Annotated in this window: 26 protein-coding genes; 7 read left to right on the top strand and 19 right to left on the bottom strand. The window is 72.5% G+C overall.

Annotated features, from left to right (window positions below):
* Nucleotide 1 precedes the first annotated feature (1 nt).
* The 3 genes from ABTY61_RS35120 to ABTY61_RS35130 form a co-directional block, all read right to left on the bottom strand.
* Nucleotides 2–211, bottom strand: a complete 210-nt coding sequence (locus ABTY61_RS35120; protein ID WP_350509231.1) for a dodecin — start codon at nucleotides 209–211, stop codon at nucleotides 2–4.
* Nucleotides 212–309: 98 nt separating this feature from the next.
* Nucleotides 310–1,269 carry an asparaginase gene (locus ABTY61_RS35125; protein WP_350509232.1) on the bottom strand — a complete coding sequence of 320 codons (960 nt, stop codon included), beginning with the start codon at nucleotides 1,267–1,269 and terminating at the stop codon, nucleotides 310–312.
* Nucleotides 1,270–1,342: 73 nt separating this feature from the next.
* Nucleotides 1,343–1,999: an RsiG family protein gene (locus ABTY61_RS35130; RefSeq protein WP_350509233.1), complete on the bottom strand. Its 657-nt coding sequence runs from the start codon at nucleotides 1,997–1,999 to the stop codon at nucleotides 1,343–1,345.
* Nucleotides 2,000–2,483: 484 nt separating this feature from the next.
* Between ABTY61_RS35130 and dtd the strand changes: the two genes are divergently transcribed.
* Nucleotides 2,484–2,924 carry a D-aminoacyl-tRNA deacylase gene (dtd, locus tag ABTY61_RS35135; RefSeq protein ID WP_350509234.1) on the top strand — a complete coding sequence of 147 codons (441 nt, stop codon included), beginning with the start codon at nucleotides 2,484–2,486 and terminating at the stop codon, nucleotides 2,922–2,924.
* A gap of 26 nt (nucleotides 2,925–2,950) precedes the next feature.
* Here the strand turns inward: dtd and ygfZ are convergent, their stop codons facing one another.
* The 3 genes from ygfZ to ABTY61_RS35150 form a co-directional block, all read right to left on the bottom strand.
* Entirely contained in the window at nucleotides 2,951–3,928 is a 978-nt protein-coding gene (gene ygfZ / locus ABTY61_RS35140; protein ID WP_350509266.1) for a CAF17-like 4Fe-4S cluster assembly/insertion protein YgfZ, read from the bottom strand.
* A gap of 19 nt (nucleotides 3,929–3,947) precedes the next feature.
* Nucleotides 3,948–4,412, bottom strand: a complete 465-nt coding sequence (locus ABTY61_RS35145) for a Fur family transcriptional regulator (RefSeq protein WP_350509235.1) — start codon at nucleotides 4,410–4,412, stop codon at nucleotides 3,948–3,950.
* Nucleotides 4,413–4,548: 136 nt separating this feature from the next.
* The gene (locus ABTY61_RS35150; RefSeq protein WP_350509267.1) at nucleotides 4,549–5,151 is read right to left on the bottom strand and encodes a heme-binding beta-barrel domain-containing protein; all 603 of its coding nucleotides are present in this window, start codon (nucleotides 5,149–5,151) and stop codon (nucleotides 4,549–4,551) included.
* Nucleotides 5,152–5,524: 373 nt separating this feature from the next.
* Here ABTY61_RS35150 and ABTY61_RS35155 point away from each other — a divergent pair, with 373 nt between their 5' ends.
* A complete protein-coding gene (locus ABTY61_RS35155) occupies nucleotides 5,525–5,887 on the top strand; it encodes a DsrE family protein (protein ID WP_350509236.1) in 363 nt (120 codons plus the stop codon).
* Nucleotides 5,888–5,919: 32 nt separating this feature from the next.
* Here ABTY61_RS35155 and ABTY61_RS35160 read toward each other — a convergent pair whose 3' ends face one another.
* From ABTY61_RS35160 to ABTY61_RS35190, 7 genes are all read right to left on the bottom strand, one after another.
* Nucleotides 5,920–6,165, bottom strand: coding sequence for a hypothetical protein (locus tag ABTY61_RS35160; protein WP_350509268.1), 246 nt, complete (start codon nucleotides 6,163–6,165; stop codon nucleotides 5,920–5,922).
* A gap of 101 nt (nucleotides 6,166–6,266) precedes the next feature.
* On the bottom strand, nucleotides 6,267–6,557 hold the full coding sequence (locus tag ABTY61_RS35165) for a DUF1416 domain-containing protein (RefSeq protein ID WP_030244525.1): 291 nt from the start codon (nucleotides 6,555–6,557) through the stop codon (nucleotides 6,267–6,269).
* 37 nt (nucleotides 6,558–6,594) lie between these two features.
* A complete protein-coding gene (locus ABTY61_RS35170) occupies nucleotides 6,595–7,431 on the bottom strand; it encodes a sulfurtransferase (protein WP_350509237.1) in 837 nt (278 codons plus the stop codon).
* A 243-nt stretch (nucleotides 7,432–7,674) separates the two neighbouring features.
* Nucleotides 7,675–7,791 (bottom strand): Ms5788A family Cys-rich leader peptide, encoded by a 117-nt coding sequence (locus tag ABTY61_RS35175; protein WP_350509238.1) that lies wholly within the window; start codon nucleotides 7,789–7,791, stop codon nucleotides 7,675–7,677.
* 207 nt (nucleotides 7,792–7,998) lie between these two features.
* Nucleotides 7,999–8,721, bottom strand: coding sequence for an LmeA family phospholipid-binding protein (locus tag ABTY61_RS35180; RefSeq protein ID WP_350509239.1), 723 nt, complete (start codon nucleotides 8,719–8,721; stop codon nucleotides 7,999–8,001).
* 129 nt (nucleotides 8,722–8,850) lie between these two features.
* Nucleotides 8,851–10,323 carry a hypothetical protein gene (locus ABTY61_RS35185; RefSeq protein ID WP_350509240.1) on the bottom strand — a complete coding sequence of 491 codons (1,473 nt, stop codon included), beginning with the start codon at nucleotides 10,321–10,323 and terminating at the stop codon, nucleotides 8,851–8,853.
* A 5-nt stretch (nucleotides 10,324–10,328) separates the two neighbouring features.
* Nucleotides 10,329–10,622, bottom strand: coding sequence for a MoaD/ThiS family protein (locus ABTY61_RS35190; protein WP_350509241.1), 294 nt, complete (start codon nucleotides 10,620–10,622; stop codon nucleotides 10,329–10,331).
* 655 nt (nucleotides 10,623–11,277) lie between these two features.
* Between ABTY61_RS35190 and ABTY61_RS35195 the strand changes: the two genes are divergently transcribed.
* The 5 genes from ABTY61_RS35195 to ABTY61_RS35215 all read left to right on the top strand — a co-directional run bounded on the left by ABTY61_RS35195 (nucleotide 11,278) and on the right by ABTY61_RS35215 (nucleotide 16,903).
* Nucleotides 11,278–12,009, top strand: a complete 732-nt coding sequence (locus tag ABTY61_RS35195; protein ID WP_350509242.1) for a winged helix-turn-helix transcriptional regulator — start codon at nucleotides 11,278–11,280, stop codon at nucleotides 12,007–12,009.
* A gap of 116 nt (nucleotides 12,010–12,125) precedes the next feature.
* Entirely contained in the window at nucleotides 12,126–13,184 is a 1,059-nt protein-coding gene (locus ABTY61_RS35200) for a LacI family DNA-binding transcriptional regulator (protein WP_350509243.1), read from the top strand.
* A gap of 129 nt (nucleotides 13,185–13,313) precedes the next feature.
* Nucleotides 13,314–14,513 (top strand): S1C family serine protease, encoded by a 1,200-nt coding sequence (locus tag ABTY61_RS35205; RefSeq protein WP_350509244.1) that lies wholly within the window; start codon nucleotides 13,314–13,316, stop codon nucleotides 14,511–14,513.
* Between the two features lie 117 nt (nucleotides 14,514–14,630).
* Nucleotides 14,631–15,401 carry a response regulator transcription factor gene (locus ABTY61_RS35210; RefSeq protein WP_350509245.1) on the top strand — a complete coding sequence of 257 codons (771 nt, stop codon included), beginning with the start codon at nucleotides 14,631–14,633 and terminating at the stop codon, nucleotides 15,399–15,401.
* 38 nt (nucleotides 15,402–15,439) lie between these two features.
* On the top strand, nucleotides 15,440–16,903 hold the full coding sequence (locus ABTY61_RS35215; protein WP_350509246.1) for a HAMP domain-containing sensor histidine kinase: 1,464 nt from the start codon (nucleotides 15,440–15,442) through the stop codon (nucleotides 16,901–16,903).
* 85 nt (nucleotides 16,904–16,988) lie between these two features.
* Here ABTY61_RS35215 and ABTY61_RS35220 read toward each other — a convergent pair whose 3' ends face one another.
* From ABTY61_RS35220 to ABTY61_RS35245, 6 genes are all read right to left on the bottom strand, one after another.
* A complete protein-coding gene (locus ABTY61_RS35220) occupies nucleotides 16,989–18,788 on the bottom strand; it encodes a bifunctional metallophosphatase/5'-nucleotidase (protein ID WP_350509247.1) in 1,800 nt (599 codons plus the stop codon).
* Between the two features lie 232 nt (nucleotides 18,789–19,020).
* A complete protein-coding gene (locus ABTY61_RS35225; RefSeq protein ID WP_350509248.1) occupies nucleotides 19,021–20,370 on the bottom strand; it encodes an ATP-binding protein in 1,350 nt (449 codons plus the stop codon).
* Between the two features lie 82 nt (nucleotides 20,371–20,452).
* A complete protein-coding gene (locus ABTY61_RS35230; protein WP_350509249.1) occupies nucleotides 20,453–22,042 on the bottom strand; it encodes an SCO6880 family protein in 1,590 nt (529 codons plus the stop codon).
* A gap of 7 nt (nucleotides 22,043–22,049) precedes the next feature.
* Entirely contained in the window at nucleotides 22,050–23,324 is a 1,275-nt protein-coding gene (locus tag ABTY61_RS35235) for a hypothetical protein (protein WP_350509250.1), read from the bottom strand.
* Nucleotides 23,314–24,129, bottom strand: coding sequence for a hypothetical protein (locus ABTY61_RS35240; RefSeq protein ID WP_350509251.1), 816 nt, complete (start codon nucleotides 24,127–24,129; stop codon nucleotides 23,314–23,316). Before ABTY61_RS35240 ends, ABTY61_RS35235 begins: the two co-directional genes overlap by 11 nt.
* A gap of 167 nt (nucleotides 24,130–24,296) precedes the next feature.
* The gene (locus ABTY61_RS35245; RefSeq protein WP_350509252.1) at nucleotides 24,297–24,647 is read right to left on the bottom strand and encodes a DUF8827 family protein; all 351 of its coding nucleotides are present in this window, start codon (nucleotides 24,645–24,647) and stop codon (nucleotides 24,297–24,299) included.
* Nucleotides 24,648–24,756 lie beyond the last annotated feature (109 nt).

The raw sequence follows: 24,756 nt of genomic DNA on the forward strand, positions 1-24,756 counted from the left end.
ATCAGTCCTCCAGCCGGAAGCCGACCTTGAGGCCGACCTGGAAGTGCTTGACCTCGCCGTCCTCCAGGTGGCCGCGGATCTGCGTCACCTCGAACCAGTCGAGGTTGCGCAGCGTCCGCGAGGCCCGCTCCACCCCGTTGCGGATCGCGGCGGCGACGCTCTCGGGCGAGGACCCGACGATCTCGGTCACCCGGTACACATGGTCGGTCATGGCGAACTCCCTCAGCTGTGCGACGGCCCCCGGTCCACCGTGCACCGCCCCCGCCCGGCCTGCACCCCGACGGGTGCCGACGGGCGTCCGGGAGGGCGTCAGAACGCCGCGCGGACCCCGCCGACCGGGACGCCGCCGCCGAACAGCGGGGCCGCGCCGATCCGCTCGACCACGTCGTCCGCGCCGGTCACCCCGAGCCGGCGCAGCGCCGCCGCCAGCACCGGGCCGCGGGCCCGCTCGGAGCCGTCGTCGATCTTGAAGGCGAGCGCCCGGCCGTCCGCCAGCGCGGCCACCTGGACGGCCTCGGCGCCCATCTTGGACAGCGTGCCCGGGACGGCCCGCATCAGCAGGGTGTCGGCCCGGCGGGTGCCGGCCACGTACTCGGGGTGGGCGCGCATGGCGTCGGCCACCCGGCGCTGCGGGGTGCCCTCGGCTGCCAGCACCAGGCTGCGGTAGCCGCGGGCCAGGCCGGTCAGCGAGACGGTGAGCAGCGGGGCTCCGCAGCCGTCCACCCCGGTGTGCGCGGGGGTCTCGCCGGTACCCTCGGCGAGGGCCTCGCGGGCCAGCTCCTGGATCGGGTGCGCCGGGTCGAGGTAGTGCTCGGTGTCCCAGCCGTTGGCGACGCAGGCGGCGAGCCAGCCGGCGTGCTTGCCGGAGCAGTCCATCAGGATCGGGGCGCGCCGGCCGCCGGACGCGAGCAGCAGCTCCGCCTCGGTCTCGTCCAGCGGCAGGTCGGCCGGGGTGCGCAGGGCCGACTCGTCGAGGCCGGCGGAGCCGAGGATGGCTCGTACACCGTCGAGGTGAAACGATTCTGCGGAGTGACTGGAAGCCGCCAGCGCCAGCAGCTCGCCCTCGATCGCCAGCCCGGCCCGCAGCGTGGCCACCGCCTGGAACGGCTTGGCCGTCGAGCGGGGGAAGACCGGCGCGTCGGGGTCGCCGAGCGCGAACTCCACCGACCCGTCGGCGGCGAGCAGGACCAGGGAGCCGTGGTGGCGGCCCTCGGTGAAGCCCGAGCGTATGACCTCGGCGAGCACGGGCGGGGTGGCGGACTGGGACATCGCGGAGCCTTCCGGAGGCGAGGGTGGGCCGGGAGGAAGCCGGACCCCACCCGCCCCGCGACGACTCACCCGGTCAGAGCGGTCTCTCCGAGAGCAGGTCCTCGACCCGTGCTTCCCCATCACGGTACCTGCGGGTGATCTCGGCATTGCAACCGTCCGCCGTCCGCAGCAGCCGCTGGCGCCGGCCGGAGACCTCGCGCTCGTGGGCGCGCAGCCGCTCCAGGGCGGCCAGCAGCTCCTCCTCCGGGTGGGCCGCCAGGTCGGCGAGCTGGACGTCGCCCATCAGGGCATCCGCCTCCAGCTGGGACTCCTGGGTGCGCGGCGGGCCGAGGGTGACATGCCGGGCCGAGCGGCGCACCGTGGAGGGCGCGTCGGTCAGGATGGCCGGCAGCCGGTCCAGCAGGTAGCCGCCGGGTGCCTCGCCGACCACCGGGGCGCCGCTCCCGTCGCCGCCTGCGTCGCCGCCCGACCGGGCGGGGTGGGCGCGGCCGCCGCCGGGGCGCCGGTCGAGCTCGGCGCACAGGATGTCCATCCGCCCGTGCAGCAGCCGCCGCAGGTAGGACAGGTCGGCCTCCTGGTCCAGGGTCTCCCGGCGCAGGATCCGCAGCTGTTCCAGGCCCAGCGCCTCCAGGTCGGGTCCGCCGTCCTGGGCGGCCGTCCGGGACCGGTCCCCGGCGGCCTGCGCCACCGGTCCGGAACGGCTCCACGCCGCGCTGCTCGCGTCCATCATCCAACCCACCTGCCGTCGTCCGATCCCGCCCGCTCGCGGCACCCCGTCCCTGCCGCCGGTCCGGCCCGTCCCCCGACGGGCTCGCACGTCCCGTCCGTTGGCACGCCCGGGGGCCCCGAAGGGTTCCGCTCCCCGGCCGGGACCACCCGCCGGGGCGACCCCGACAGAACGCCTGACCTACCGGCTCGACCGCCCGGCCGAACCCCGGCCCGGTGCGGCGGACCTCCAGGCGCGCCGGGCCCTTCGTACGGTTCCCCAGCGTGCCACCCCACCCGGCGCGCGCGCACCGCCCGTGCACCCGAACGGCCCCCTGGCGAACGGGGGTGGCTGATATGACCGGGGCTTTCCGCAGGAAGAGCAGCGCCCGAACCTGCGCAGGCGCGCACTGCACGGCGTGCGCCACCCGTTTGCACGCCCCAGGGGTACGCCCCCGGATCCGCCCGAGCCCCCACGCGGCGGTAGCGCGCTCCGGCACAATGGCGGCATGCGAGCAGTGGTGCAGCGAGTGACCGAGGCCCGGGTGACCGTGGCCGGAGAGACCGTCGGCGCGATCGAGGGGCCCGGGCTCTGCGTCCTGGTCGGCGTGACCCACGAGGACACCCCGGCCAAGGCTGCCCAACTGGCCCGCAAGCTCTGGACGCTGAGGATCCTGCCGGTCAACGGCGAGGGCGTGGAGCAGAGTTGCTCGGACATCGGCGGCCCGCTGCTGGTGATCAGCCAGTTCACCCTCTACGGCGACGCCCGCAAGGGCCGCCGCCCCACCTGGACCGCCGCCGCCCCCGGGCCGGTCGCCGAGCCGCTGGTGGACGAGGTGGTGGCCCAACTGCGCGCGCTGGGCGCCAAGGTGGAGACGGGCCGGTTCGGCGCCGACATGCAGGTGGCGCTGGTGAACGACGGCCCGTTCACCGTCCTCGTCGAGGTCTGAGGCCCCGGAAGGCCCGAAGCGCCGGACTACTGCGGGACGATCACGTCCTGGGTACCGGGCACCGTGCCGGCCAGCAGCACCGCGTCCACCGGGACGTTCCGCTTGACGATCGCCAGCGCGATCGGCCCCAGCTCGTGGTGCCGGGCCGAGGAGGTCACGAAGCCCAGCGCCCGCCCGTCCGGGTCGGTGGCCAGCCGCACCTCGGTGCCGTGCGGGGGCAGCGTCTCCTCGGTGCCGTCCAGGTGCAGGAAGACCAGCCGGCGCGGCGGGCGGCCCAGGTTGTGCACCCGGGCGACGGTCTCCTGGCCGCGGTAGCAGCCCTTCTGCAGGTGGACGGCGGTGCGCAGCCAGTCCACCTCGTGCGGGATGGTCCGGTGGTCGGTCTCGAAGCCGAGCCGGGGGCGGTGGCCCTCGATCCGCAGCGCCTCGTACGCCCAGATGCCGGCCGCCGGGCCGAAGCCGTTCGACAGGCGGGCGGAGGCGAGCTCCGCCAGCTCGGCGCGCGGAACGAACAGGTCGCGGCCGTACGGGAGTTCGCGGACGGCGGCGGCGCCCTCCACGGAGCCGGTGGAGCCGGCCGGCAGGTGGACCACGGCGTAGTCGGCGGTCGCGTCGGCGACCTCCACCCGGTAGAAGAACTTCATGCTCTCCAGGTAGCCGACCAGCGCGCCCTGGGTGCCGGGCTCGACATGCGCCCAGGTGGTGGTGCCGTCGTCGACCAGGTAGAGCGCGTGCTCGACGTGCCCGTTCGGGGAGAGCACCAGCGCCTCGGTGGCGTGCTGCGGCTCCAGCCCGCTGACGTGCTGGGTGAGCAGCAGGTGCAGCCAGGCGAGGCGGTCCGCGCCGGTGACGGTGACCACCCCGCGGTGCGAGAGGTCGACGAAACCGGTGCCCCGCGACAGGTTCCGTTGCTCGCGGAAGATGTCGCCGTAGTGGGCGGCGACGCCCTCGTCGGCCCCCTCGGCGGGGACGGCTCCGGGCAGGGCAAGCAGCGGGCTCTTCACACCGGTCATACCGGCCAGCTTACGACCGCTCGTCGGCCCGACCGGCGGCGCAGTCGGCGCAGCGGCCGAAGATGGCGAAATGCTTGAGGTCGGTGTCGAAGCCGTGCTGCTCGCGCAGCCGCTCGATCAGCGGCTGGGCGATCTCGGTGTCGGTCTCGGTGACCTTCTCGCAGTCCCGGCAGACCAGGTGCAGGTGGTGGTGGCGGCCGGCCAGGTGGTAGGTCGGGGCGCCGTGGCCGAGGTGGGCGTGCGAGACCAGGCCCAGCTCCTCCAGCAGCTCCAGGGTCCGGTAGACGGTGGAGATGTTGATGCCGCTGGCGGTCTTGCGGACGTGGCAGAGGATGTCGTCCGGGGTGGCGTGGTCGAGCACGTCCACGGCCTCCAGCACGAGCTGCCGCTGCGGCGTGAGGCGGTAGCCGCGCTCGCGCAGGTCGGTCTTCCAGTCGCCGGAGAGCTGCCAGTCGGTGGTGCCGGTGTCCGCCACGGTTCTGTCCCTGCCAAGGTCGGGGGTCCTGAAGCAAGTGTAGGGACCGGCCGGGGGGCCGGTCCCTACCTCGTGCACGGATTGCTCCTCCGTGGAGGAAGCGTGCTTGCCCGAGCCGCGGCTAATTGAGCTGCGGCTACTTGAAGAAGGCGATGCCGTCGTCCGGCAGGTCGTTGATGTCCTTGATCAGCTGGGCCGGGCTGAGCACCTTCTTCAGCTGCGCGGACATGTACGGGCGCAGCGGCACGTTCGGGGCGGCCTTCTCGCCGACCCAGAGCAGCTCGCCGTTGACGAAGCCGTACAGCCGCTTGCCGCCGGAGTACTCCGGGGAGCCCTCGATCCGGGCCACCGCGTCGGTGGAGACGTCGACCTGCGGCTTGCCGTCGGCCAGCTCGCCGTACCAGATCTCGACCGTGCCGTCGTCGCGGACCGAGGAGATCTCGATGCCGCGGACGCCGCTGGTGCCGTCGTGGTTGCTGGTGATGCGCCAGAAGGCGTGCTCGTTCTCCAGCGGACGGACCTTCTCGCCCTCCTCGTTCAGCACCCAGGTGCGGGAGCGGAACTCCAGGAAGGGACGGCCGTCGTGCCGGATCACGATCTCCTGGCCGAAGTTGCACTTCTCCGTGCCGGGGCCCGCCTCATTCGGCAGAGGGGCATAGACGCCCGCGCCCTCCCAGGTACCGAGGAGGAAGGCGAGCGGGACGACGTCCCTGTGGAGGTCAGAGGGGATCTCGATCATGTTCCTGGTCGCTGTCGTGGTCGGTGCGGTCTGCCTCAACCGTACGGCAGGGTCAGCGCTGGCCCTGGTACAGCTTCATCACCGAGAAGATGGCGAACCAAGTGATCAGCACGGCCATCAGGGCCAGCAGACCATCGAAGAACCATTCGAGACCGGTCACGGGGGGGCTCCCAGGCAGAGACAGTGTGGTGGATTTTGCTCGCGCTCACTCTATCCGGCGTGTTACGGCCGTTCGCGGTGAGCCCCACCACGTCGGGTTCCGCGCCGCCGCACCCTAGGACCTGCCCACCCGCTCCGGGGCGCCGTCCAAGGTTTGCCCATGGGATTCCGTGATGACGGCGGACGGGGGCGGCGGGACCTCTAAGGTGGCGCCATGTCGAAGAAGCTCGTCATCAAGGTGACCGCCGGGGCGGACGCGCCCGAGCGGTGCTCGCAAGCCTTCACGGTGGCGGCCGTGGCCGTCGCCAGCGGGATCGACGTCTCGCTGTGGCTGACCGGGGAGTCCTCCTGGTTCGCGGTGCCGGGGAGGGCGGCGGAGTTCGAGCTGCCGCACGCCGCGCCGCTGCCGGACCTGCTGGACTCGATCCTGGCGTCCGGCTCGGTGACGCTGTGCACCCAGTGCGCGGCCCGTCGCGGGATCGAGCAGAAGGACACCGTCGACGGCGTCCGGATCGCGGGCGCGCAGGTCTTCGTCAGCGAGATCATGGCGGACGGCGTCCAGGCGCTCGTCTACTAGGACCGGCCTCCAGGCCGGTCCGGGCCGGCCGCCTACCGGGGGCCGTCCCGTTCCTCGTGGTCGGGGCGGTCCCGGTCGTGGCCGGGCTCGTCCCACTTCGGGTCCTCCCAGCGCGGGTCGTTCCACCAGTCGTCGTCCGGGTCCCGCTTGTTGGCGAACACCGCGGCGGCCGGCGGGATGACCATCGCGACCACGCACAGCCCCACCGCGGCTCCCACCGAGAAGAACCGCACCACGCCCCAGGCCAGCACGAACAGGCCCAGGCACACGCCCATCATGGCGTAGTAGTAGCGCCGCCGGCGCCTCGTCTGCACGTCTTCCACGGTACGACCGAGGGCCCCTGCGCGGCAGGGGCCCTCGGCGTGATCGTCCGTCCTGGTCAGACCGCGATCGCGACCTCGACGGCGGCGCCCTGGGAGGCCACCACCTGGCGGTCCACGGTCTGGCCCGGGACCAGCGCCCGCAGGGTCCACTTGCCCGGGCGGGCGAAGAACCGGAACTGGCCGGTCGCCGAGGTGGGCACCTCGGCCGTGAACTCGCCGCCCTCGTCCAGCAGCCGGACGTAGCCGTTGACCGGCTCTCCGTCGCGGGTCACCGAACCCTGGATGATCGTCTCGTTCGCCACGTCAACTCCTGCCAGGTCCGGGCCGCCGGCCTTCGCACCGCACATGTCTGTCTCCTTCTGACTTACGGGTCGAGCCGGGGGCTCAGTTGCTGCCGAGCTCGATCGGCACGCCGACCAGGCTGCCGTACTCGGTCCACGAACCGTCGTAGTTCTTCACGTTCTGCTGGTCGAGCAGCTCGTGCAGCACGAACCAGGTGAGCGCGGAGCGCTCGCCGATCCGGCAGTAGGCGATGGTGTCCTTCGCCAGGTCGATGCCCTCGGCCTCGTACAGGGCCTTGAGCTCCTCGTCGCTCTTGAAGGTGCCGTCGTCGTTGGCGTTCTTCGCCCACGGGATGTTGCGGGCGCTCGGCACGTGGCCGGGGCGCTGCGACTGCTCCTGCGGGAGGTGGGCCGGGGCGAGCAGCTTGCCGGAGAACTCGTCGGGCGAGCGGACGTCGACCAGGTTGAGGGTGCCGATGGCGGCGAGCACGTCGTCGCGGAAGGCACGGATCGAGGAGTCGACGGCCTGCGCCTTGTACTCGGTGGCCGGGCGGGCCGGGACCTCGGCGACCAGGTCGCGGGAGTCCAGCTCCCACTTCTTGCGGCCGCCGTCCAGCAGGCGGACGTCGCCGTGGCCGTACAGCTTGAAGTACCAGTAGGCGTACGAGGCGAACCAGTTGTTGTTGCCGCCGTACAGGACGACGGTGTCGTCGTTGGCGATGCCCTTGGCGCTGAGCAGCGCCTCGAAGCCGGCCTGGTCGATGAAGTCGCGGCGGACCGGGTCCTGGAGGTCCTGCTTCCAGTCGATCCGGACGGCGTTGCGGATGTGGTTCTTGTCGTACGCGGAGGTGTCCTCGTCGACCTCGACGATGACGACCTTCGGGTCGTCCAGGCGGGCCTGGACCCAGTCGGCGTCGACCAGGACGTCGCTGCGGCTCATGGTGGTGTTCTCCATCCGAGGGCGGTTTGCGGAAGGTGCTGCTCAGCTGCTCAGCGGGGGTGCTGCAGTGGTGCCCGAACGGAGGCGGTCCGAATTCCTGTCCGAATGATGGGACTGAGGAGCGAAACCGGGACGGCCGGGCGGGGGACTGCGGAGTACCGGGGCGACCATCGGCCCCGAGGGCCGGGCAAGGTCCCCGGGAAGATCGGCGGCGGGCATGAACTGCCCTGCCAGACTGCCGACTTAGCGCATTCGACACAGACAGGCGGCCACGCGGCACAGGTCGACCGCCCGCCGCTTCGTGAGATCCGTCTGTCGCTTCATGCCGACGATGCTAGGGACACCGGGGCCCGCTGTCATCAGCGTATCGAATGCCGAGACCAAAACGACCGGATACTGGGATTCGACCCCCTCGCGGCCCGGCGGGCACCGGCCGGGCACCCGCCGAGGGCGCACAACGGGCGGAAACGACACCGCTCCGCGGTCCGCGCTGGACAGCGCGTCTCGCGGAGCGGAACGGGGTCCTACCCCTTCGGGAACGAACCGGCCGCAGCCGACGGGCCGCGGTCAGCCCAGCAGCTTGACGCCCTTGCCCTCGAAGGACAGCTGGAGGCCGTCCGGCAGCGGCGTCACACCGTCCTTCGCGGCCAGTTGCAGGCCGGCCGGCATCGAGTCCAGGGTGAAGCCGGCCGGCTCGACCTTCCGGTTGCCCAGCCCGGCGAACATCTCGGCCAGCGAGCTCAGCTTGAGGCCGTCCACGGTGATGGTGTTGCCCTGGTTGTGCACGGTCGCCTCACCCACCGACACCGGCCCCAGCGAGGCCTTGACCTTGCCCGGCCCGCCGTACGACAGGCTCAGCCGGGCGTTGCCGCCGACCGGCAGCGAGGCGCCGCCCATCAGCTGGGAGGCCGGGGGCAGCAGCTGGGCGAGGTCCTGGTAGGTGATCACTCCGCTGCCCGCGCCGCTGTCCACGGTGGCGCTGTTCATGCTGTCGCTCACCTCGACCCCGGACAGCTTCGCCTTGAAGGAGTGCAGCGCCACCTGCTGCCCGTTGTTCTGGACGGTCAGGCCGTCCGAGGAGATCCGGACGTCGTCCAGCTTCTTCGAGAGCACCTGGGTGAGGAACGGGAAGCCCTCGATCGTGACGTCCGGCCGCTGGCTCATCCGGCCGTTCTTCACCAACTGGTCGGCGGCTTCGTCCTCGGCCACGCCGACCGCGATCCGGTCCGCGCCCACCAGCAGCCCGGCGAGCACCACCAGGCCGATCGTCGCCTTCAGCCATCCGCGCATCGTGTCCCCCGTCGTCGCCGGTCGCTGTCTCGTCCCGGAGCCGCGCCGGGCGCGACCCCTCCCGCACGACCGTACGACGTCCCGCCCCGGACAGTGGTTCCGGGGCGGGACGCCGTGGTGACGCTCGACTCAGCCCGCCAGCAGGTCGGTGGCCATCCAGATCAACGGCGCGGCCACCGCCAGCGGCAGCGCCACGCCCGCCGTCATGTGCACGAAGCGGGACGGGAAGTCGTACGCCGCGACCCGGCGGCCGACCAGCGCCCCCAACCCGGCCAGCGCCCCCAGCGCCGCCGGCGCGCCCACCAGGATGCCCAGCAGCACCGCCGCGACCAGGCCCAGCACCGGGCCCAGCTGCTTGGGGCCGGGCAGCGGAGCCGCCGCCAGCAGGGTGGCCAGCGCGACCGCGCCCACCCCCGCCGGCACCCAGTCGGCCAGCAGCAGCGTGGTGCACAGCGCCGTCACCACGGCGGCCGAACCCAGCACGGTCAGCGCGTAGAACCGCTCCTTCGGGTCCGACGGACGGAACGTCTGCAGCACCAGCACCAGCAGGAAGAACCCGCCCAGGGTGCCCACCACGGCAGCCGCGCCACCGTTCGTGTCCGCCAGCAGCACCGCCACGTCCGCGGTCAGCCCGGCCAGCGCGGCCAGCAGGATGCCCTGACGGGCCGGCCACATGCCGTTCAGCCGGAACCAGCCGGCCGCCGTGAGCAGCTGCAGCAACGCCACCACCAGGGCCAGCGGCACCTGCCCCAGCGCGGCACCGGCGGCCAGCAGCGCGGCCGCGCCGGCGGTGATCAGGGCGGGCTGCAGGCCCGGGTCGATGATCGGCGAACCGGTCCGGCCGCCGGGGGCCGCGGCCGGCGACGGGACGCCCGGCAGCGGCTGTGCCGGGACGGCGCCGTACGGCGGGGCGGCGGGGGCGTCCGGACGCTTGAGCGTCATGGTCGGCGGGTCGAAGCCGGGCGCGGCGGCGGGCATCCCGGCGGCGGGCATCCCGGCGGGCGGCACCGCGGCCGCGGGGTGCCCGACCGGCGCGCCCTGCCGGCGGCCGGACTGCGACACCGGGGCGGTCGCCCCCGCCGGAGCCGCGTGCCGAGCCCGGGACGGCGGCTGCTGGGGCTGCTGCGGGTGGGGCGCAGCCTGCTGCGGGTGGGGCGCAGCCTGCTGCGGGTGGGGCGCAGCCTGCTGCGGGTACGGCGGCTGCTGGTACGCCGACTGCGGGTACGGCTGCGGCATCGGGGGCTGCCGCACCGGCGGCCGGCCGTGCTGCGGCGGCGGGGCGACCGGCATCGCGCCGGAGACCGTCACCGGCGGCAGCAGCGTGGTCGCGGCGTCGTCCATCGGCGGGACCGGCGGCAGCAGCGTGGTCGCCGCATCGTCCATCGGGGGCACCGGCGGCAGCAGCGTGGTCGCCGCATCGTCCATCGGCGGGACCGGCGGCAGCACCGTGGTCGCGTCCGCGTCGTCCACCGGATAGCCGTACGGGTGCTGCGGCGGCGGCTGCGCGTGCCGCCGGTGCTGCTGCTGCGGGTAGGGCTGCTGGGGCTGCTGCGGCCAGTTGCCGTAGCCGCCGCCGTGGTTCGGGTTGTTCATGTCCGTCACGCCGCTCAGCCTCCCGCGAACGGCGGGAGGACCTCGACCGTCCCGCCCTCGGTCAGGGCGACGGTCGCATGGTCCCGGCCGCCGACCTGAGCGCCGTCGACCAGGTACGAGCAGTGCCCGAGCAGCTGGACGAACTTCGGCCGGTCGGCGTGCCGCTCCCTGGCCGCCGCCAGCGCCTGCGCCAGGGTCGCCGCCTCGTACGGCTCCTCGGCCAGCCCGGCCTCGGACTTCGCCGCCGCCCAGTAGCGGATCGTCCCGCGCACCCGGGCTCCGCTCGCGGGCTCGGTGGTCGCGCCCATCGGGCCACCCCTTCCGTTCGTCCTCGCCCGGCCCCGGTGACCCGGTCCGGCTCGCCACCGCGGCCGCCGGCCCGACCACCCGAACGATGGACCCGGGCAGCGCCGCCGATGTGCGTCCCATGATGGCGTGTCCGCCGGTGCGAGCGGCAATCGCCCTGGCCCGACCGGCCCGGAGCGGCGCTCGAAGCTGTGTCCAGCCTCACCCGGCGCACGCCCGGATTGAGCGAACCGCCGGATTCGCCCACTCCCGGTGCGCGGGGAGGTCGGCTATCCTCGACCTCCAAGAGGGATCCGGGCAGAGTCGCCCCCGGGTCCTTTTGTGCTTTCAGGACGCCAGTACGGACGTTCTTGCGATTCGTCGGCCCACCCCCGGCGCTTCGCGGGAACCGCCCCGCTCTCGCGGCACAAGGACGTGCCGGGCCGGCGGGGTGTCGCCACCCGGCGCCGGGCCGCCACCCGGGACCGGACCAGACCGGAGGGTTCGCGGGATGAACAGGGCAGAAACGGTGCGCCGCGGGTTGCGGGACCCCCGGTGCGCCGAGTGCTCCCACGACACCCCCCAGGCGTCCTCCCACCTCCCCTCAGCACCTGCGTCCACCGACTGCGGCGGCAGTCGGGACGCCACCGCGACGACCCGGAAAGGGGACCACCGGGTATGAGTTCACTCCTCCTCCTCACCAACGCACTGCAACCGTCCGCCGAAGTGCTGCCGGCCCTCGGCCTGCTGCTGCACAACGTCCGGGTGGCCCCCGCCGAGGGGTCGGCCCTGGTCGACACCCCCAGCGCGGACGTCATCCTGGTCGACGGGCGGCGCGACCTGCCGCAGATCCGCAGCCTGTGCCAGCTGCTGCGCTCCACCGGCATCGGCTCCCCGCTGATCCTGGTGGTCACCGAGGGCGGCCTGGCCGCCGTGACCGCCGAGTGGGGCATCGACGACGTCCTGCTGGACACCGCCGGCCCGGCCGAGGTCGAGGCCCGGCTGCGGCTCGCGCTGGGCCGCCTCCAGGTCGTCACCGACGACAGCCCGATGGAGATCCGCAACGGCGACCTCTCGGTCGACGAGGCCACCTACTCCGCCAAGCTCAAGGGCCGGGCGCTCGACCTCACCTTCAAGGAGTTCGAGCTGCTCAAGTACCTCGCCCAGCACCCCGGCCGGGTCTTCACCCGGGCCCAGCTGCTGCAGGAGGTCTGGGGCTACGACTACTTCGGCGGCACCCGCACGGTGGACGTGCACGTCCGGCGCCTGCGCGCCAAGCTCGGCGTCGAGAACGAGCAGCTGATCGGCACCGTGCGCAACGTCGGCTACCGCTTCGTCGTCCCGGAGAAGCCCGAGAAGAACGAGCGCCCGGACCTCGCCCCGCGCCCCTCGGCCCCGTTGGAGGCGTGACCGGACCGCCGGGCGGGCCGTCCCCCGCCCGGCTCGTCCGGATTGCGCCCTGTGCGCCTCCGGAGCGGCCCCAGGTCCCACTGCCGCCCCGGGGGCCACACGCGTAGACTCCACCCGTGGCCAAGGTGACGCGCGACGATGTAGCCCGACTGGCTGGGACCTCGACCGCGGTCGTCAGCTACGTGATCAACAACGGTCCCCGCCCGGTCGCGCCCGCGACCCGGGAGAAGGTCCTCGCGGCGATCGAACAGCTCGGCTACCGGCCGAACAGCGTCGCCCAGGCGATGGCCTCCCGGCGGACCAACCTGATCGGCATGGTCGTCCCGGACGCCCGCCAGCCCTTCTTCGCCGAGATGGCCCACGCCGTCGAACGGGCCGCCTCCGAGCGCGGCAAGCTCGTCCTGATCGGCAACTCCGACTACGTGGACGACCGCGAGGTCCACTACGTCCGCGCCTTCCTCGGCATGCGGGTCTCCGGCCTGATCCTGGTCAGCCAGGGCCCCTCGCAGCGCGCCGCCGAGGAGTTCGCCGCGATGGAGGGCGCGAAGGTGGTGCTGCTGCACCGCCGGCCCGAGGCGATCGACGACGTCGCGGTGGTCACCGACGACGTGGGCGGCGCCGAGGCCGTCGTCCGCCACCTGCTGGAGGTGCACGGGCACCCGTACGTGGCCTGCTTCGGCGGCCCGGTGGAGTCCCCCGCCCCCGGCGACCCGGTCATCGACCACGTCGAGGGCTGGCAGCGCGCCATGGACGCCCACGGCGTCCCCACCGAGCCGCACCTGATCGACGCCCCCTTCCACCGCTACGGCGCGTACGACGTCGCACTCGGTGTGCTGCGCTCGCCGGACCGGCCACGGGCGATCTTCTGCTCGACCGACGACCAGGCCATCGGCGTGCTGCGGGCCGCCCGCGAGGTCGGCCTGCGCGTCCCCGAGGACCTTGCGGTGGCCGGCTTCGACGACGTGCCCGAGGCCGCGCTCGCCGACCCGCCGCTGACCACCGTCGCCTCCGACCGCGACGCGATGGCCCGGGCCGCCGTGGACCTGGTGCTGGACGACTCCCTGATGGTGCCCGGATCGGACACCGAGCGGGTCCGCAAGTTCCCGTCCCGCCTGGTCATCCGCCGTTCCTGCGGCTGCGCCGGGGCCGCGCCCGAGCGGGCTCCCCTGGAGTAGCCGGGGCGGAACGGCCGATTCCGCTCCACCGGCGGCCTGACCAGGCTTTATGAGAAGTCAACGGGCTTCTCGCCGCGTTCTGAGCCGCTTCTCATCCGGTCCTCATCCACCAGGCGGAGCTTGGTCGGCATGAGCGAACAGCGGCACAACCCCAGCGAGCAGTACGGTCCGTACGAGCCCCGCGTCATCGAGGGCACCGTGCTGGGCTCCGGCACCGGCGGCACCGACCCGCGCACCGGGTACGGCCACCGCGAGGAAACCGCCGACCCGTACGCCGGGCACGGCCACCGCGAGGACCACTCCGGCGGCGCCTTCGACGCGACGCCCCCTCCCCCGCCGATGCCGCCCGTGCCGCCCACGCTGTTCGGACAACCCTCGGGCCCCGAAGGCCCCGGCAACCACGGCGGCCACGGCGGCCGGGCCCGGCGCGGACTGCTGCGCGGACGGCTCGCCCTGGTGACCGCCGTCGCCGCGATCGCCGCCGTCATCGGCGGGGTCACCGGCGGGGTCATCGCCGCCGACCGGCAGTCCTCCGACACCCGGGTCGCAGCGATCGCCAGCCCCGTCTCCGCCCGCACCGACGGCACCGCCAACGTGCCCGCCATCGCCGCCGCCGTCTCGCCCAGCGTCGTCCAGATCACCGTCAAGGACAGCAACGGCACCGCCACCGGTACCGGCGTCGTCCTGAACACCAGCGGCCAGATCCTCACCAACTACCACGTGATCGACACCGCCTCGAACGGCGGCCGGATCACCGTCACCTTCAAGGACGGCTCCACCGCCTCCGCCACCGTCACCGGCACCGACAAGAACCTCGACGTCGCCGTGATCACCGCGAGCGGCGCCAAGAACCTCACCCCCGCCGTCCTCGGCGACTCCTCCACCGTGGCCATCGGCGACCCGGTCGTCGCCATCGGCAACCCCGACGGCCTCACCGGCACCGTCACCTCCGGCATCATCAGCGCCGAGAACCGCGACGTCACCGTCCAGCTCGACGAGGGCTCCACCAGCGGCAACGGCGGCTTCGGCCTCCCCTTCCTGCCCGGCCTGCCCGGCCTGCGCGGCGGCGCCCAGCAGCCGCAGAACAGCGGCAGCACCACCACCTACAAGGCCTTCCAGACCGACGCGGCCCTCAACCCCGGCAACTCCGGCGGCCCGCTGATCAACGCCCACGGCCAGGTCATCGCCATCAACTCGGCGATGTACGCGCCCAGCGGCTCCGGCAACTCCGGCAACAGCAGCGCCGGCAGCGTCGGCCTCGGCTTCGCCATCCCGATGAACGACATCAAGCAGGTCCTGCCGAAGCTCGAAGCCGGCCAGAGCCTGTGAGCCACAATCCGTAGGAACCGGTGAGCATCCGCGAGGCGGACAATTGCCAGCAGCAGACCCGGCAAGACCCAGCAGGACCCAGCAGGCCCTCCACCCGACGAGAAAGGGCACCAGCCCATGACCCCGTCCGCCGACGACCGCACCCCCGCCGAGGCCGGCCACCCCTCCGCCCGGCTCCTCGTGGTCGACGACGAACCCGCCCTCCGGGACGCCCTGGAGAGCAGCCTCGCCTTCGAGGGCTACGAGGTCGCCACCGCCACCGACGGCTACGAAGCCCTGGAGTCCGTCGAACGCGACAAGCCCGACCTCGTCCTGCTGGACATCATGATGCCGCGGATGGACGGCCTCACCGCCGTCCGCCGGATGCGCTCCCGCGGCGACACCGTCCCCGTCCTGATGCTCACCGCCCGCGACGCCGTCGGCGACCGCGTCACCGGCCTCGACGTCGGCGCCGACGACTACCTCGCCAAGCCCTTCGAACTCGACGAACTCCTCGCCCGCGTCCGCGCCCTGCTGCGCCGCAACGCCCTCGCCACCGAGGCCGCCGCCCGCGCCGCCGCCGAGGACGACAGCGAGGTCCTCGCCTTCGGCGACCTGCGGATGAACACCGCCACCCGCGAGGTCACCCGCGGCGGCAAGCCCGTCGAACTCACCCGCACCGAGTTCATGCTGCTGGAGATGTTCCTCTCCCACCCCCGACAGGTCCTCACCCGCGAACAGATCCTCAAGGCGGTCTGGGGCTTCGACTTCGAGCCCTCCTCCAACTCCCTGGACGTGTACGTGATGTACCTGCGCCGCAAGACCGAGCAGGGCGGCATGCCGCGCCTCATCCAGACCGTACGAGGCGTCGGCTACGCCCTCCGCCCGGCCGTCGGCACCAGCGCGTGAGCGCTTTTCCGCCCCCGCCGCTGGCTCCACCCCGGGTGGTGCCCAGCAGACGCCGGCGCCTCGTCCACTGGTACCGCTCCCGCTCGCTGCGCGGCCGCCTCACGTTCATGACTGCGGCCGCGGTGGCGGTGGCGATCGCACTGTCGGCACTGGCGTGCTGGTTCATCGTGCACAAGCAGCTCTACGACCAGGTCCGGACGGATCTGGCGAGTACGCCACTGCCTCGACCGCTCTTCGCCAGCAGTTGCCCCGCAACCCCGGAAGCCGCGCTGGAACAGGTACAGCGCGAGGGCATCGTGCCGGATCCCGGCGGCTCGGCCCCGAGAGACACCCAGTTCGTGGCGGTCAATCCCATGGCGGTCTGCCTTCCGAGAGACGCGACCAGGGCTATCGTCATCTCACCGGACGACGCCTCCGTAGCCCGGCTCAAAGGCGGACAGTCCATCATTCGGAACGGCAGGTACACCAACGGCGATCCTGCGCTGGTCCGTGTGGCACCGGCCGTCCTCCGCAGCCCCGGACATGCTCCGGAGCCTGGACTGGTGATGGTCGCCACCCCCACCCAGCCCATCGAGGACTCCCTCCAGGGCCTCGCCATCCTCCTCGGCGCCGTCTCCCTCGGCGGCATCCTGCTCGCCGCCGTCGCGGGCCGCCTCGTCGCCCACTCCTCCCTCAAGCCGGTCGACCGACTCACCGACGCCGTCGAGCACATCGCCCGCACCGAGGAAGTCGGCACCACCATCCCGGTGAACGGGGACGACGAGATCGCCCGCCTGTCCACGTCCTTCAACTCGATGAGCACCGCCCTCGCCAACTCCCGCGAGCGCCAGACCCGTTTGATCGCCGACGCGGGCCACGAGCTGCGGACGCCGCTCACCTCGCTGCGCACCAACGTCGACCTGCTGATCCGCAGCAACGACACCGGCCGCCCGCTGCCCCCGGCGACCAAGACCAAGCTGCTGGGCAATATGAAGGCCCAGATGCAGGAACTCACCGTGCTGATCGGCGACCTGCTCCAGCTGTCCCGCCCCGACACCCCGAAGGCCGGGCCGAACCTGACCGTGGTCGCCCTGCACGAGATCGCCGGGCGGGCGGTCGAGCGGGCGAAGCTCCGCGGCCCGGGGCTGGTCTTCGAGACGACCGTCGACCCCTGGTACGCGCACGGCGACGCGGCGGGCCTGGAGCGCGCCGTGATCAACCTGCTGGACAACGCGGTGAAGTACAGCCCGCCCGGCGGCACCATCGAAGTCCGGCTCCAGCAAGGCGTGCTGACCGTCCGCGACCACGGTCCGGGCATTCCCCCGGACGAACTGCAGTACGTCTTCGACCGGTTCTGGCGCTCCCCCTCCTCCCGCCAACTCCCGGGCTCGGGCCTGGGCTTGTCGATCGTCGCGCAGAGTGTCCGGGAGGCGGGCGGCGAGGTCACCCTGGGCCCGGCCCAGGACGGCGGTCCCGGTGCGCTGGCGACCGTACGCCTTCCCGGCGGCCCCGCCCCCGAGTAGCCGCCGGGAGAACAGGACGGGCGGGGCGCCCCGACAGCGCCCCGCCCGTCCGAGGGCCCCGCTCCGGGACCCATCCGGCTCACCGTCAGTCGATGTCACTGCCCGGGCCGAGAACCTTGACCCGGTCCTGCGCGGGCGGCTTCAGCGGCGAGCCCGCCGAGCTGTGGGCCGTCAGGTAGGCCGTGAAGACGTCCAGGTCGGAGGCGCCGACGAGCTTGTCGGTGCCGGCCGCGAAGGCCGGGAAGCCGTCGCCGCCGCCGGCCAGGAACTCGTTGGCGGCGACCCGGTACTTGGCGGCCGGGTCGACCGGCGCACCGTTCAGCCGGATCGAGTCCAGGACCACCCGGTCCGCGCCGGTCTTGCGCATGTCCAGGGTGTAGTGGAGGTTCGAGGACACCTGGAGGATCTTCGGCGCCGCGTCGTTCAGGCCGCTCACCTGCTGCTGCAGCAGCTGGACCAGCTGGGCGCCGGTCAGCGTCTTGACCTGCATCATGTTGGTGAACGGCTGGACGGTGAACGCCTCGCCATAGGTCACCACCCCGTCGCCCTCACTGCCCGAGGCCTTGTAGACCAGGTCGGAGCGCAGCCCGCCCGGGTTCATGAAGGCGACCTGGGCACCGCCCTTGGCGGCCGGGGCGAGGCCCTCCAGCTGGGCGTCGGCGATCACGTCGCCGAGCGGCTTCTCCAGGTCGCTGCTGCCGCGGCCGTTGATGTCCGAGGAGATGTAGCCGATCGGCCGGTTGGCCTTCGGGGCGGCCAGCTTGGAGTAGTGGTCGATCAGCGCCGTCATGTCCGGGGCCTTCTCGACCGTGCGCCGGACCACGTGGTTCTCGGCCTTGACCGACGGGCGGACGATCTCGCCGGTGGTCTTGTCCAGCTTCATGTCGATCTCGGTGAACAGCCGGCCGAAGGAGGCAGCGCTGGTCACCGAGCGGGGCACGCCGTCGGGGTCGGGGATGCTGCAGGCGTACGCGTTGTGGGTGTGGCCGGTGACGATGGCACCGACCGCCGGGTCGATCTTCCGGGCGATGTCGACGATCGGGCCGGAGACGCCCTGGCCGGCCGGGCCGCAGTCGTAGTTGTAGACGCTGCTGGCCGGGTAGCCGCCCTCGTGGATCAGCGCGACGATCGAGTTGACGCCCTTGGCCTTCAGCTCCGCGGCGTACTTGTTGATCGTGGTGACCTCGTTGGCGAACTTGAGGCCCTTGACGCCCTCGGCGGTCACGATGTTCGGCGTGCCCTCCAGGGTGACGCCGATGAAGCCGATCTTCACGCCCTGCGACTTGGTCACCCAGTACGGCGGCAGCAGCGGCTTGCCGGACTGCTCGTCGGTGACGTTGGCCGACAGGTAGTTGAAGTTGGCGCCCTTGAAGGTGCGACCGGGCTCGTAGCAGCCGTCGGTCGGGTGGCAGCCGCCCTCCTGCTTGCGCAGCAGCTCCGCCGCGCCCTGGTCGAACTCGTGGTTGCCCACCGAGGTGACGTCCAGGCCGAGCTTGTCCATCGCCTCGATGGTCGGCTCGTCGTGGAACAGCGCCGAGGTGAGGGGGCTGGCACCGACGATGTCGCCGGCCGCGACGGTGATCGAGTCGTCGGCCGGGATCCGCGCCTTGCGCAGCTCGGTGGCCAGGTACTCGATGCCGCCGGCCGGGGTCGAGACGACCTGACCGGTCGCCGGGTCGACCTCCTTGACCGTGCCGGAGGAGCCCGCCGGGGGCTCCAGGTTGCCGTGGAAGTCGTTGATCGCCAGCAGCTGGAGGTTGACGGTCTTGTGACGCTTGGCGTTGGCATCGGCGGCCTGGGCGGCCGTCGGCACGGCCACCGTGCCGAACAGACCTGCGGCGGCGACGACGGCGAACGCCGCCCGTCGGGATCTGACGGTGAGCATGAGGGGTCCCCTGCACCTCGGAGGAGCACGCGGCGGCGGAACGCACCGGCGCGTGGGCAATGTGTTGCGCGAGTGCAGCCTAGGGTCAACGCGCGTAGCTGTCAGGACCTCGAACGTAACGAGAGGATTACCTGCTGACGAACCATCGCCCTCCGGCCGGGACGGAAAGCCTGCGCACGATCTCCGCGGCCCCTCCCGGGCCCTCGCCCGACCCCCTCCCGGCGGCCCCCGCTCAGACCCCCGGTTCGGCCGCCAACTGCCGCTCCGCCCGGACCCGTTCGGCGACCGCGTCCTCGGTCATCGCGCGGTCGGTGTACACCAGCGGCCGCTCGGTGTCGGTGATGATGTGCTTGACCACCTGGACGTTGCCGTTGACGTCCCAGACCGCGATGCCCGGCGACAGGGTCGGGATGATCTCCACCGCCCAGCGCGGCAGGCCCAGCACCCGGCCGGTGGACCGCGCCTCCTCGGCCTTCTGCATGTAGATCGTCCTGGTGGAGGCCATCTTCAGGATCGCCGAGGCCTCCTTGGCCGCCGCGCCGTCCACCACGTCCGACAGGTGGTGCACCACCGCCACGAAGGAGAGCCCGAGCCGGCGGCCGAACTTCAGCAGCCGCTGGAACAGCTGGGCCACGAAGGGGCTGTTGATGATGTGCCAGGCCTCCTCGACCAGGAAGATGCGCTTCTTCCGGTCCGGCCGGATCCAGGTGTGCTCCAGCCACACCCCGACGATCGCCATCAGGATCGGCATCGCGATCGAGTTGCGGTCGATGTGCGAGAGGTCGAAGACGATCAGCGGGGCGTCCAGGTCGATGCCGTCGGTGGTCGGGCCGTCGAACATGCCGCGCAGATCGCCGTCGACCAGCCGGTCCAGCACCAGCGCCACGTCCAGACCCCAGGACTGCACCTCGTCCACCGCCACGCCCAGCGACTCCACCGAGGACAGCTCGGGGCTGCGCAGGGTGTCGATGATGTCGTCCAGCACCGGCTGGCGGTCCTTCACCGAGGAGACCACATGGGCGTGCGCGGCCTTCAGCGCGAAGCCCGCCCGCTCCTCCAGCCCGCGCCCCATCGCCACCTCGATGATGGTGCGCAGCAGCGACAGCTGCCCGGTCTGGGTGATCGCCGGGTCCAGCGGGTTGAGCTTCACCCCGCCGTCCCGGGCGGCCATCGGGTCCAGCCGGATCGACTTTATGCCCAGCGCGTTGGCGATCAGGTTCCACTCGCCGACGCCGTCCTCGCCCTGCGCGTCCAGCACCACGACCTGCCGGTCACGGAACCTCAACTGCCGCAGCACGTACGTCTTCTCCAGCGCCGACTTGCCGTTGCCGGACTCACCCAGCACCAGCCAGTGCGGGGCCGGCAGCTGCTGCCCGTACAGCTGGAAGGGGTCGTAGACGTAGCCCTTGCCGCTGTACACCTCGCGTCCGATGATCACGCCCGAGTCGCCCAGCCCCGGCGCGGCGGTCGGCAGGTAGACCGCCTGCGCCTGGCCGGTGGAGGTGCGTACCGGCAGCCGGGTGGTCTCCACCTTGCCGAACATCAGGCTGGTGAACGCGTCGGTGAGGTTGCCGAGCGCCATGGGCGGCCTCCTGGTGTCAGCTAGGGGTGGACGAGCGCAGTGGGTGGACGAGCGCCGGCCCGGGCGGGGACCGGCGCGACGGTCAGCGGCGGATGCCGGTGGCGAACGGCAGGGTGTTGACGAAGGCCCGGTGGTGCTCGCGGTCGCACCACTCCAGCTTGAGGTAGCTCTTGCCGGCCGAGGCGCGGATGGTCCGCTTGTCGCGGGCCAGCGCGTCGGGGTTGCGCGAGGAGACCGTGATGTAGCCGACCAGGTTCACCCCGGCCGCGCCGGAGGCCAGGTCGTCACCGCGCTGGTCCACCCGGCCGGTGTGGGCCAGGTCGCGCGGGTCGACCGTGCGGTTCATCTTGGCCGCTCGGCTGGCCTCCGCCTCGTCGTTGGTCTTCTCGGTCAGCATCCGCTCGATCGCGACGTCGGTGGGCTCCAGGTCCATCGTCACCGCGACCGTCCGGATCACGTCCGGGGTGTGCACCAGCAGCGGAGCCAGGAAGTTGACGCCCACCGGGGTGAGCGGCCACTCCTTGATCCACGCGGTGGCGTGGCACCACGGCTCCCGGGTCGCCGACTCCCGGGTCTTCGCCGTCAGGTACTGCGGGTGGGTCGCGTCCAGCTCGGCCGGCCAGGCGTTGCGCCGGGACATCGCCTGGATGTGGTCGATCGGGTGGTCCGGGTCGTACATCGAGTGCAGCAGCGAGGACAGCCGGGCCTGGCCCAGCGGCTGGCGCACCCGGATGTCCGCCTCGGCCAGCCGGGCGCAGATGTCGGTCAGCTCGCGGGCCATCACGGCCGCCAGCCCGTCGTCGTCCCGGGCCCGCCCGCCGGTCGCACGGTTGTCATAGGCGCTGCGGCCCATCGCGTGCGCCTCGGCGGCCAGGTCACGGGTGTAGTGCATGCAGGCCACCAGGTACGCCCGGTGCTGCTCCGAGGAGGTCGACACCATCGACTGCAGCTGGTCGTACGAGTCCTGGAGCCAGCGCGGCGCGTCGTGGTCGCCGCGGCGCTCGACGTCCTTGGCATGGGCGTCCGGGTCGGCCGGCAGGGTGCGGGCCAGGATCTGCAACCGGGTCACGAAGCCGTCCCCGTTGGCGACGTGCTTCAGCAGCGTGCCGAAGCGGTCGACCAGCGCCTCCTGGTCCTCCGAGTCGCGCAGCCCGACACCCGGGCCCTCGATCTCGATCGCGGCCGTCACCGTCCGCCGCTCCAGGTGCATCAGCACCCCGACCTCGTCCGGCCCGAACGGCGCGGTCAGCCAGCGCAGCCGCCCCACCCCGGGGGGCGGGCCGATCTCCACCTCGCGGCCGTCCATCCGGGTGCCCGCGTCCATCGCGTCCGAACGCCACACCCCGCGCCCGCTGCGGACCGTCCGGCGGTAGGTGCGGTTGATCTCCACCCACCGGTAGAACGTCCGCTTGCGGTACGGCACGTAGACCGCCGCGATGGCCAGCAGCGGCAGACCGAGCAGGCCGGCGATCCGCAACGGCAGGACCGGCATCAGCAGACCCCAGAGCATCCCGAGGAACGCCCCGAAGATGATCAGTATGATCTCGCCGGACTCCCGGTTCCGGCCGATCACCGCGTTCGGGCGGGCCTTGCCGATCAGGTAGGTACGGCGCTGGTGCACGTACGGCTGGGCGTACTGGGCCCCGTACTGGCCGAGCGGTTCGCTGCTCACTTACCCGTCACCCTCCCTTCGCTGGATTGCTGTCGCGGTTCGGAACCGAGGCCTGCGGCGGCGGCCCGGCCTGCGGCGGCGGAGCCGGCGTCCGGCCGGCGTGCGCGGCGATGCCGGGCGCGACCGAGCCGCCGCCCGCACCCCCGCCGCCGCCGGCCTGCGGACCGCGGTCGCCGTGGGTGGTGATGCCCTGCTTCATCAGGTTCGCGGTCCCGTTGATCATCGCCGAGCCGGCCTGCACCGCGCTGGCCCGGGCCCCGCGCATGTTCAGCATCTCGTCGCCGAAGGTCGGGACGAAGCGGTACACCGCGGCGCTCGCGAAGATCGACAGGAACAGGATCGCCAGCCCGGACAGCACCCGGGCGAAGTCGTCGTTGGCCCCGGCACCGGTCGCCACCGCGCCCGCCAGCCCCAGGATGATCACGATGATCGGCTTCGCCAGGTCCACCGCCAGCATCATCCCGGCCCACCGGCGCACGTGCTTCCACAACTGCCGGTCCACCAGCCCCGCGTACACCGCCGTCCCCAGCAGCGCCCCCACGTACAGCATCGCCGCCCGGATCACCAGCTCGATCCAGAGCACCGCCGCCGCCAGCACCGCGACCAGCGACACGAGCACCAGGATCAGCGGGCCGCCGCCGACGTTCCCCTTCTCCAGGGTGTCGGCGAACCCGCCCAGGTACGTCCCGGTGTCCGACTTCGTCCCGACCGCGATCGCCTTCGTCAGACCGTCCGTCACGCTCACCACGGTGAACAGGATCAACGGCGTGAACGCGGAGGCCACCACCGTCAGCCACAGGAAGCCGACCGCCTCCGAGATCGCCGTCGTCAACGGCACCCCACGCACCGCCCGCTTGGTCACCGCGAGCAGCCAGAGCACCAGCGTGATCACCGTCGACACGGCGAACACCACGGCGTACTGCTGCAGGAACGACTGGTTGGTGAAGTCCACCGACGTCGTCCCGTCGATCGCCCCCGACAGGTTCCGCACCACCCACGCCGCCGCCTGGGCACAGCCCTTGGCCAGCGACCCGAGCGGGTCGGTGACGTTGCTGACGCCGCCGGGGATGACGACGGCTCCGTTGGGAGCGCATCCGGCATCGCTGCCCGGGATCGGAAGATCGACCTTCTGGCAGGTGGGAGTGGCGGACGGCGTCGGCGTCGGCTCCGCGAACACCCGCTGGGCCGCCAGCATCGCCGCCACCTGCAAGGTGGCGAAGACACCGGCCAGTGTGCCCGCACGGCGTGCGGTCGTACGGCGATCGGTCTGGTCAACGGGCATAGCGGAACCCCCCGAACTGCTGGACGGCGCCGGTGATCTCCTCGGCGGTGGCGGCCTGCTGGTCTCCGGGCATCGGCGCGGGGCCCTGCCTGCTGGTGTAGTCGGTGAGCTTCCAGTCGCTCCCCGTCCAGTGGAGCGAGAGCGTGAGGGTGAACCAGTTGGCGGTCACCGGTTGGACGGAGCGTTCGCCGGCGAGGCCGGTGAGGCCGGTGCACCACACCTCGACCTTGGTGTCCGCGTCGGTGTAGCCCGTCGACTTGGTACCGACCGGGACGGTGCGACTGACGAAGGTGAGGCCCTTGGGCGCGCGGCCCTGGGCGTCGAGGCCGTAGCGGGCGGCGGTGTCGCCGCCGAAGCCCTGGTCCAGGCGGCTCTGCAGGGCACCGACCGAGCCCGGGTCGGCGATGGTGGCGACGATGGTGTGGCGGCTGTCGGTGCGGAACATGTCCGGGGAGCCGATCGCCACCGCGTAGTTGGCGGCGGCGGACTGGGCGCCCTGGTCGCTGTGCGGGTAGCCGGAGGCGATGCCGTTGACGGTGGTGCCGACGGGCTGGTCGCCGCTGGGGGCCGGGCCGGCGCCGGAGGAGGCGCTGGGGGCCGCGCGGTCGGCGGAGCTGCCGCCGGGGCCGGGGCCGGGCTTGCCGCGGTTGGCGATGGAGATGGCCACGACGAGCAGGGTGACCACGACGAGGACGGTCAGCAGGGTGCGCAGCGGCCGTGACTGACGGGCGGTCGGCAGTGCGGAGGGCTGTTCGTCGACCGGCAGCCGCGTACGGGTGTGCGGCTGGTCGTCGGACAACGGCACGGCGGCCCTCCTGGTGCGGGGAGCCGGGGCGGCTCCGGGGGCCCTCCGTCCGGGGGCGGGCGCGGACGGGGGGTGGGAACGGGGGTGGACTACTGGCGGGTCGGCCCACTGGGGAGGTCCGGGCGGGAACCTGCCCTCAGGCGGGCCGGATCACTGCTGTCTGATCGTCAGATAGCCATGCCGTAGACAATGGTGAACAGAGTGCCGAGTGATCCGATGATGAACACGCCGGTCAGCCCGGCGATGATCAGCCCCTTGCCCTGTTCGGCGCCGAAGCTGTCGCGCATCGCGGTCGCACCGATCCGCTGTTTGGCCGCACCCCAGACGGCGATGCCGAGGCAGACGAGGATGGCGACGGCCATGATGACCTCGACCATCACCCGGGCCTCCGACCCGAGGCTCGCGAACGGGCCCCAGTCCGGGGCGATCCCGCCGATGATGGTGTCGATATTCGGCTTCTTGGGGGGGTCCTCGGCCAGGTGGCCGACCGCATAGGTGTGCACGCTGCTCAGGTTCATTTCCATCTCACCGCCCGATCAGGCAAATTCAAGGGCCCGGACCCCGCCCGCGCGAAGGGTCGGTGCCTATTCTTGGCCAGATCTGATGTCGACTTGGCTACTTCTCGCG

It is taken from the genome of Kitasatospora sp. NPDC096128 (assembly GCF_040303105.1).
Taxonomy (GTDB): Bacteria; Actinomycetota; Actinomycetes; order Streptomycetales; family Streptomycetaceae; genus Kitasatospora.

Coding starts and splice junctions, on each gene's coding strand:
- ABTY61_RS35120 (WP_350509231.1), bottom strand. CDS start 211: ATGACCGACCATGTGTACCGGGTGACCGAGATCGTCGGGTCCTCGCCC.
- ABTY61_RS35170 (WP_350509237.1), bottom strand. CDS start 7,431: ATGAGCCGCAGCGACGTCCTGGTCGACGCCGACTGGGTCCAGGCCCGC.
- ABTY61_RS35195 (WP_350509242.1), top strand. CDS start 11,278: ATGAGTTCACTCCTCCTCCTCACCAACGCACTGCAACCGTCCGCCGAA.
- ABTY61_RS35205 (WP_350509244.1), top strand. CDS start 13,314: ATGAGCGAACAGCGGCACAACCCCAGCGAGCAGTACGGTCCGTACGAG.
- ABTY61_RS35150 (WP_350509267.1), bottom strand. CDS start 5,151: ATGATCGAGATCCCCTCTGACCTCCACAGGGACGTCGTCCCGCTCGCC.
- ABTY61_RS35190 (WP_350509241.1), bottom strand. CDS start 10,622: ATGGGCGCGACCACCGAGCCCGCGAGCGGAGCCCGGGTGCGCGGGACG.
- ABTY61_RS35165 (WP_030244525.1), bottom strand. CDS start 6,557: ATGTGCGGTGCGAAGGCCGGCGGCCCGGACCTGGCAGGAGTTGACGTG.
- ABTY61_RS35160 (WP_350509268.1), bottom strand. CDS start 6,165: ATGATGGGCGTGTGCCTGGGCCTGTTCGTGCTGGCCTGGGGCGTGGTG.
- ABTY61_RS35180 (WP_350509239.1), bottom strand. CDS start 8,721: ATGCGCGGATGGCTGAAGGCGACGATCGGCCTGGTGGTGCTCGCCGGG.
- ABTY61_RS35210 (WP_350509245.1), top strand. CDS start 14,631: ATGACCCCGTCCGCCGACGACCGCACCCCCGCCGAGGCCGGCCACCCC.
- ABTY61_RS35245 (WP_350509252.1), bottom strand. CDS start 24,647: ATGAACCTGAGCAGCGTGCACACCTATGCGGTCGGCCACCTGGCCGAG.
- ABTY61_RS35130 (WP_350509233.1), bottom strand. CDS start 1,999: ATGATGGACGCGAGCAGCGCGGCGTGGAGCCGTTCCGGACCGGTGGCG.
- ABTY61_RS35225 (WP_350509248.1), bottom strand. CDS start 20,370: ATGGCGCTCGGCAACCTCACCGACGCGTTCACCAGCCTGATGTTCGGC.
- ABTY61_RS35175 (WP_350509238.1), bottom strand. CDS start 7,791: ATGACAGCGGGCCCCGGTGTCCCTAGCATCGTCGGCATGAAGCGACAG.
- ABTY61_RS35235 (WP_350509250.1), bottom strand. CDS start 23,324: ATGCCCGTTGACCAGACCGATCGCCGTACGACCGCACGCCGTGCGGGC.
- ABTY61_RS35220 (WP_350509247.1), bottom strand. CDS start 18,788: ATGCTCACCGTCAGATCCCGACGGGCGGCGTTCGCCGTCGTCGCCGCC.
- ABTY61_RS35155 (WP_350509236.1), top strand. CDS start 5,525: ATGTCGAAGAAGCTCGTCATCAAGGTGACCGCCGGGGCGGACGCGCCC.
- ABTY61_RS35125 (WP_350509232.1), bottom strand. CDS start 1,269: ATGTCCCAGTCCGCCACCCCGCCCGTGCTCGCCGAGGTCATACGCTCG.
- dtd (WP_350509234.1), top strand. CDS start 2,484: ATGCGAGCAGTGGTGCAGCGAGTGACCGAGGCCCGGGTGACCGTGGCC.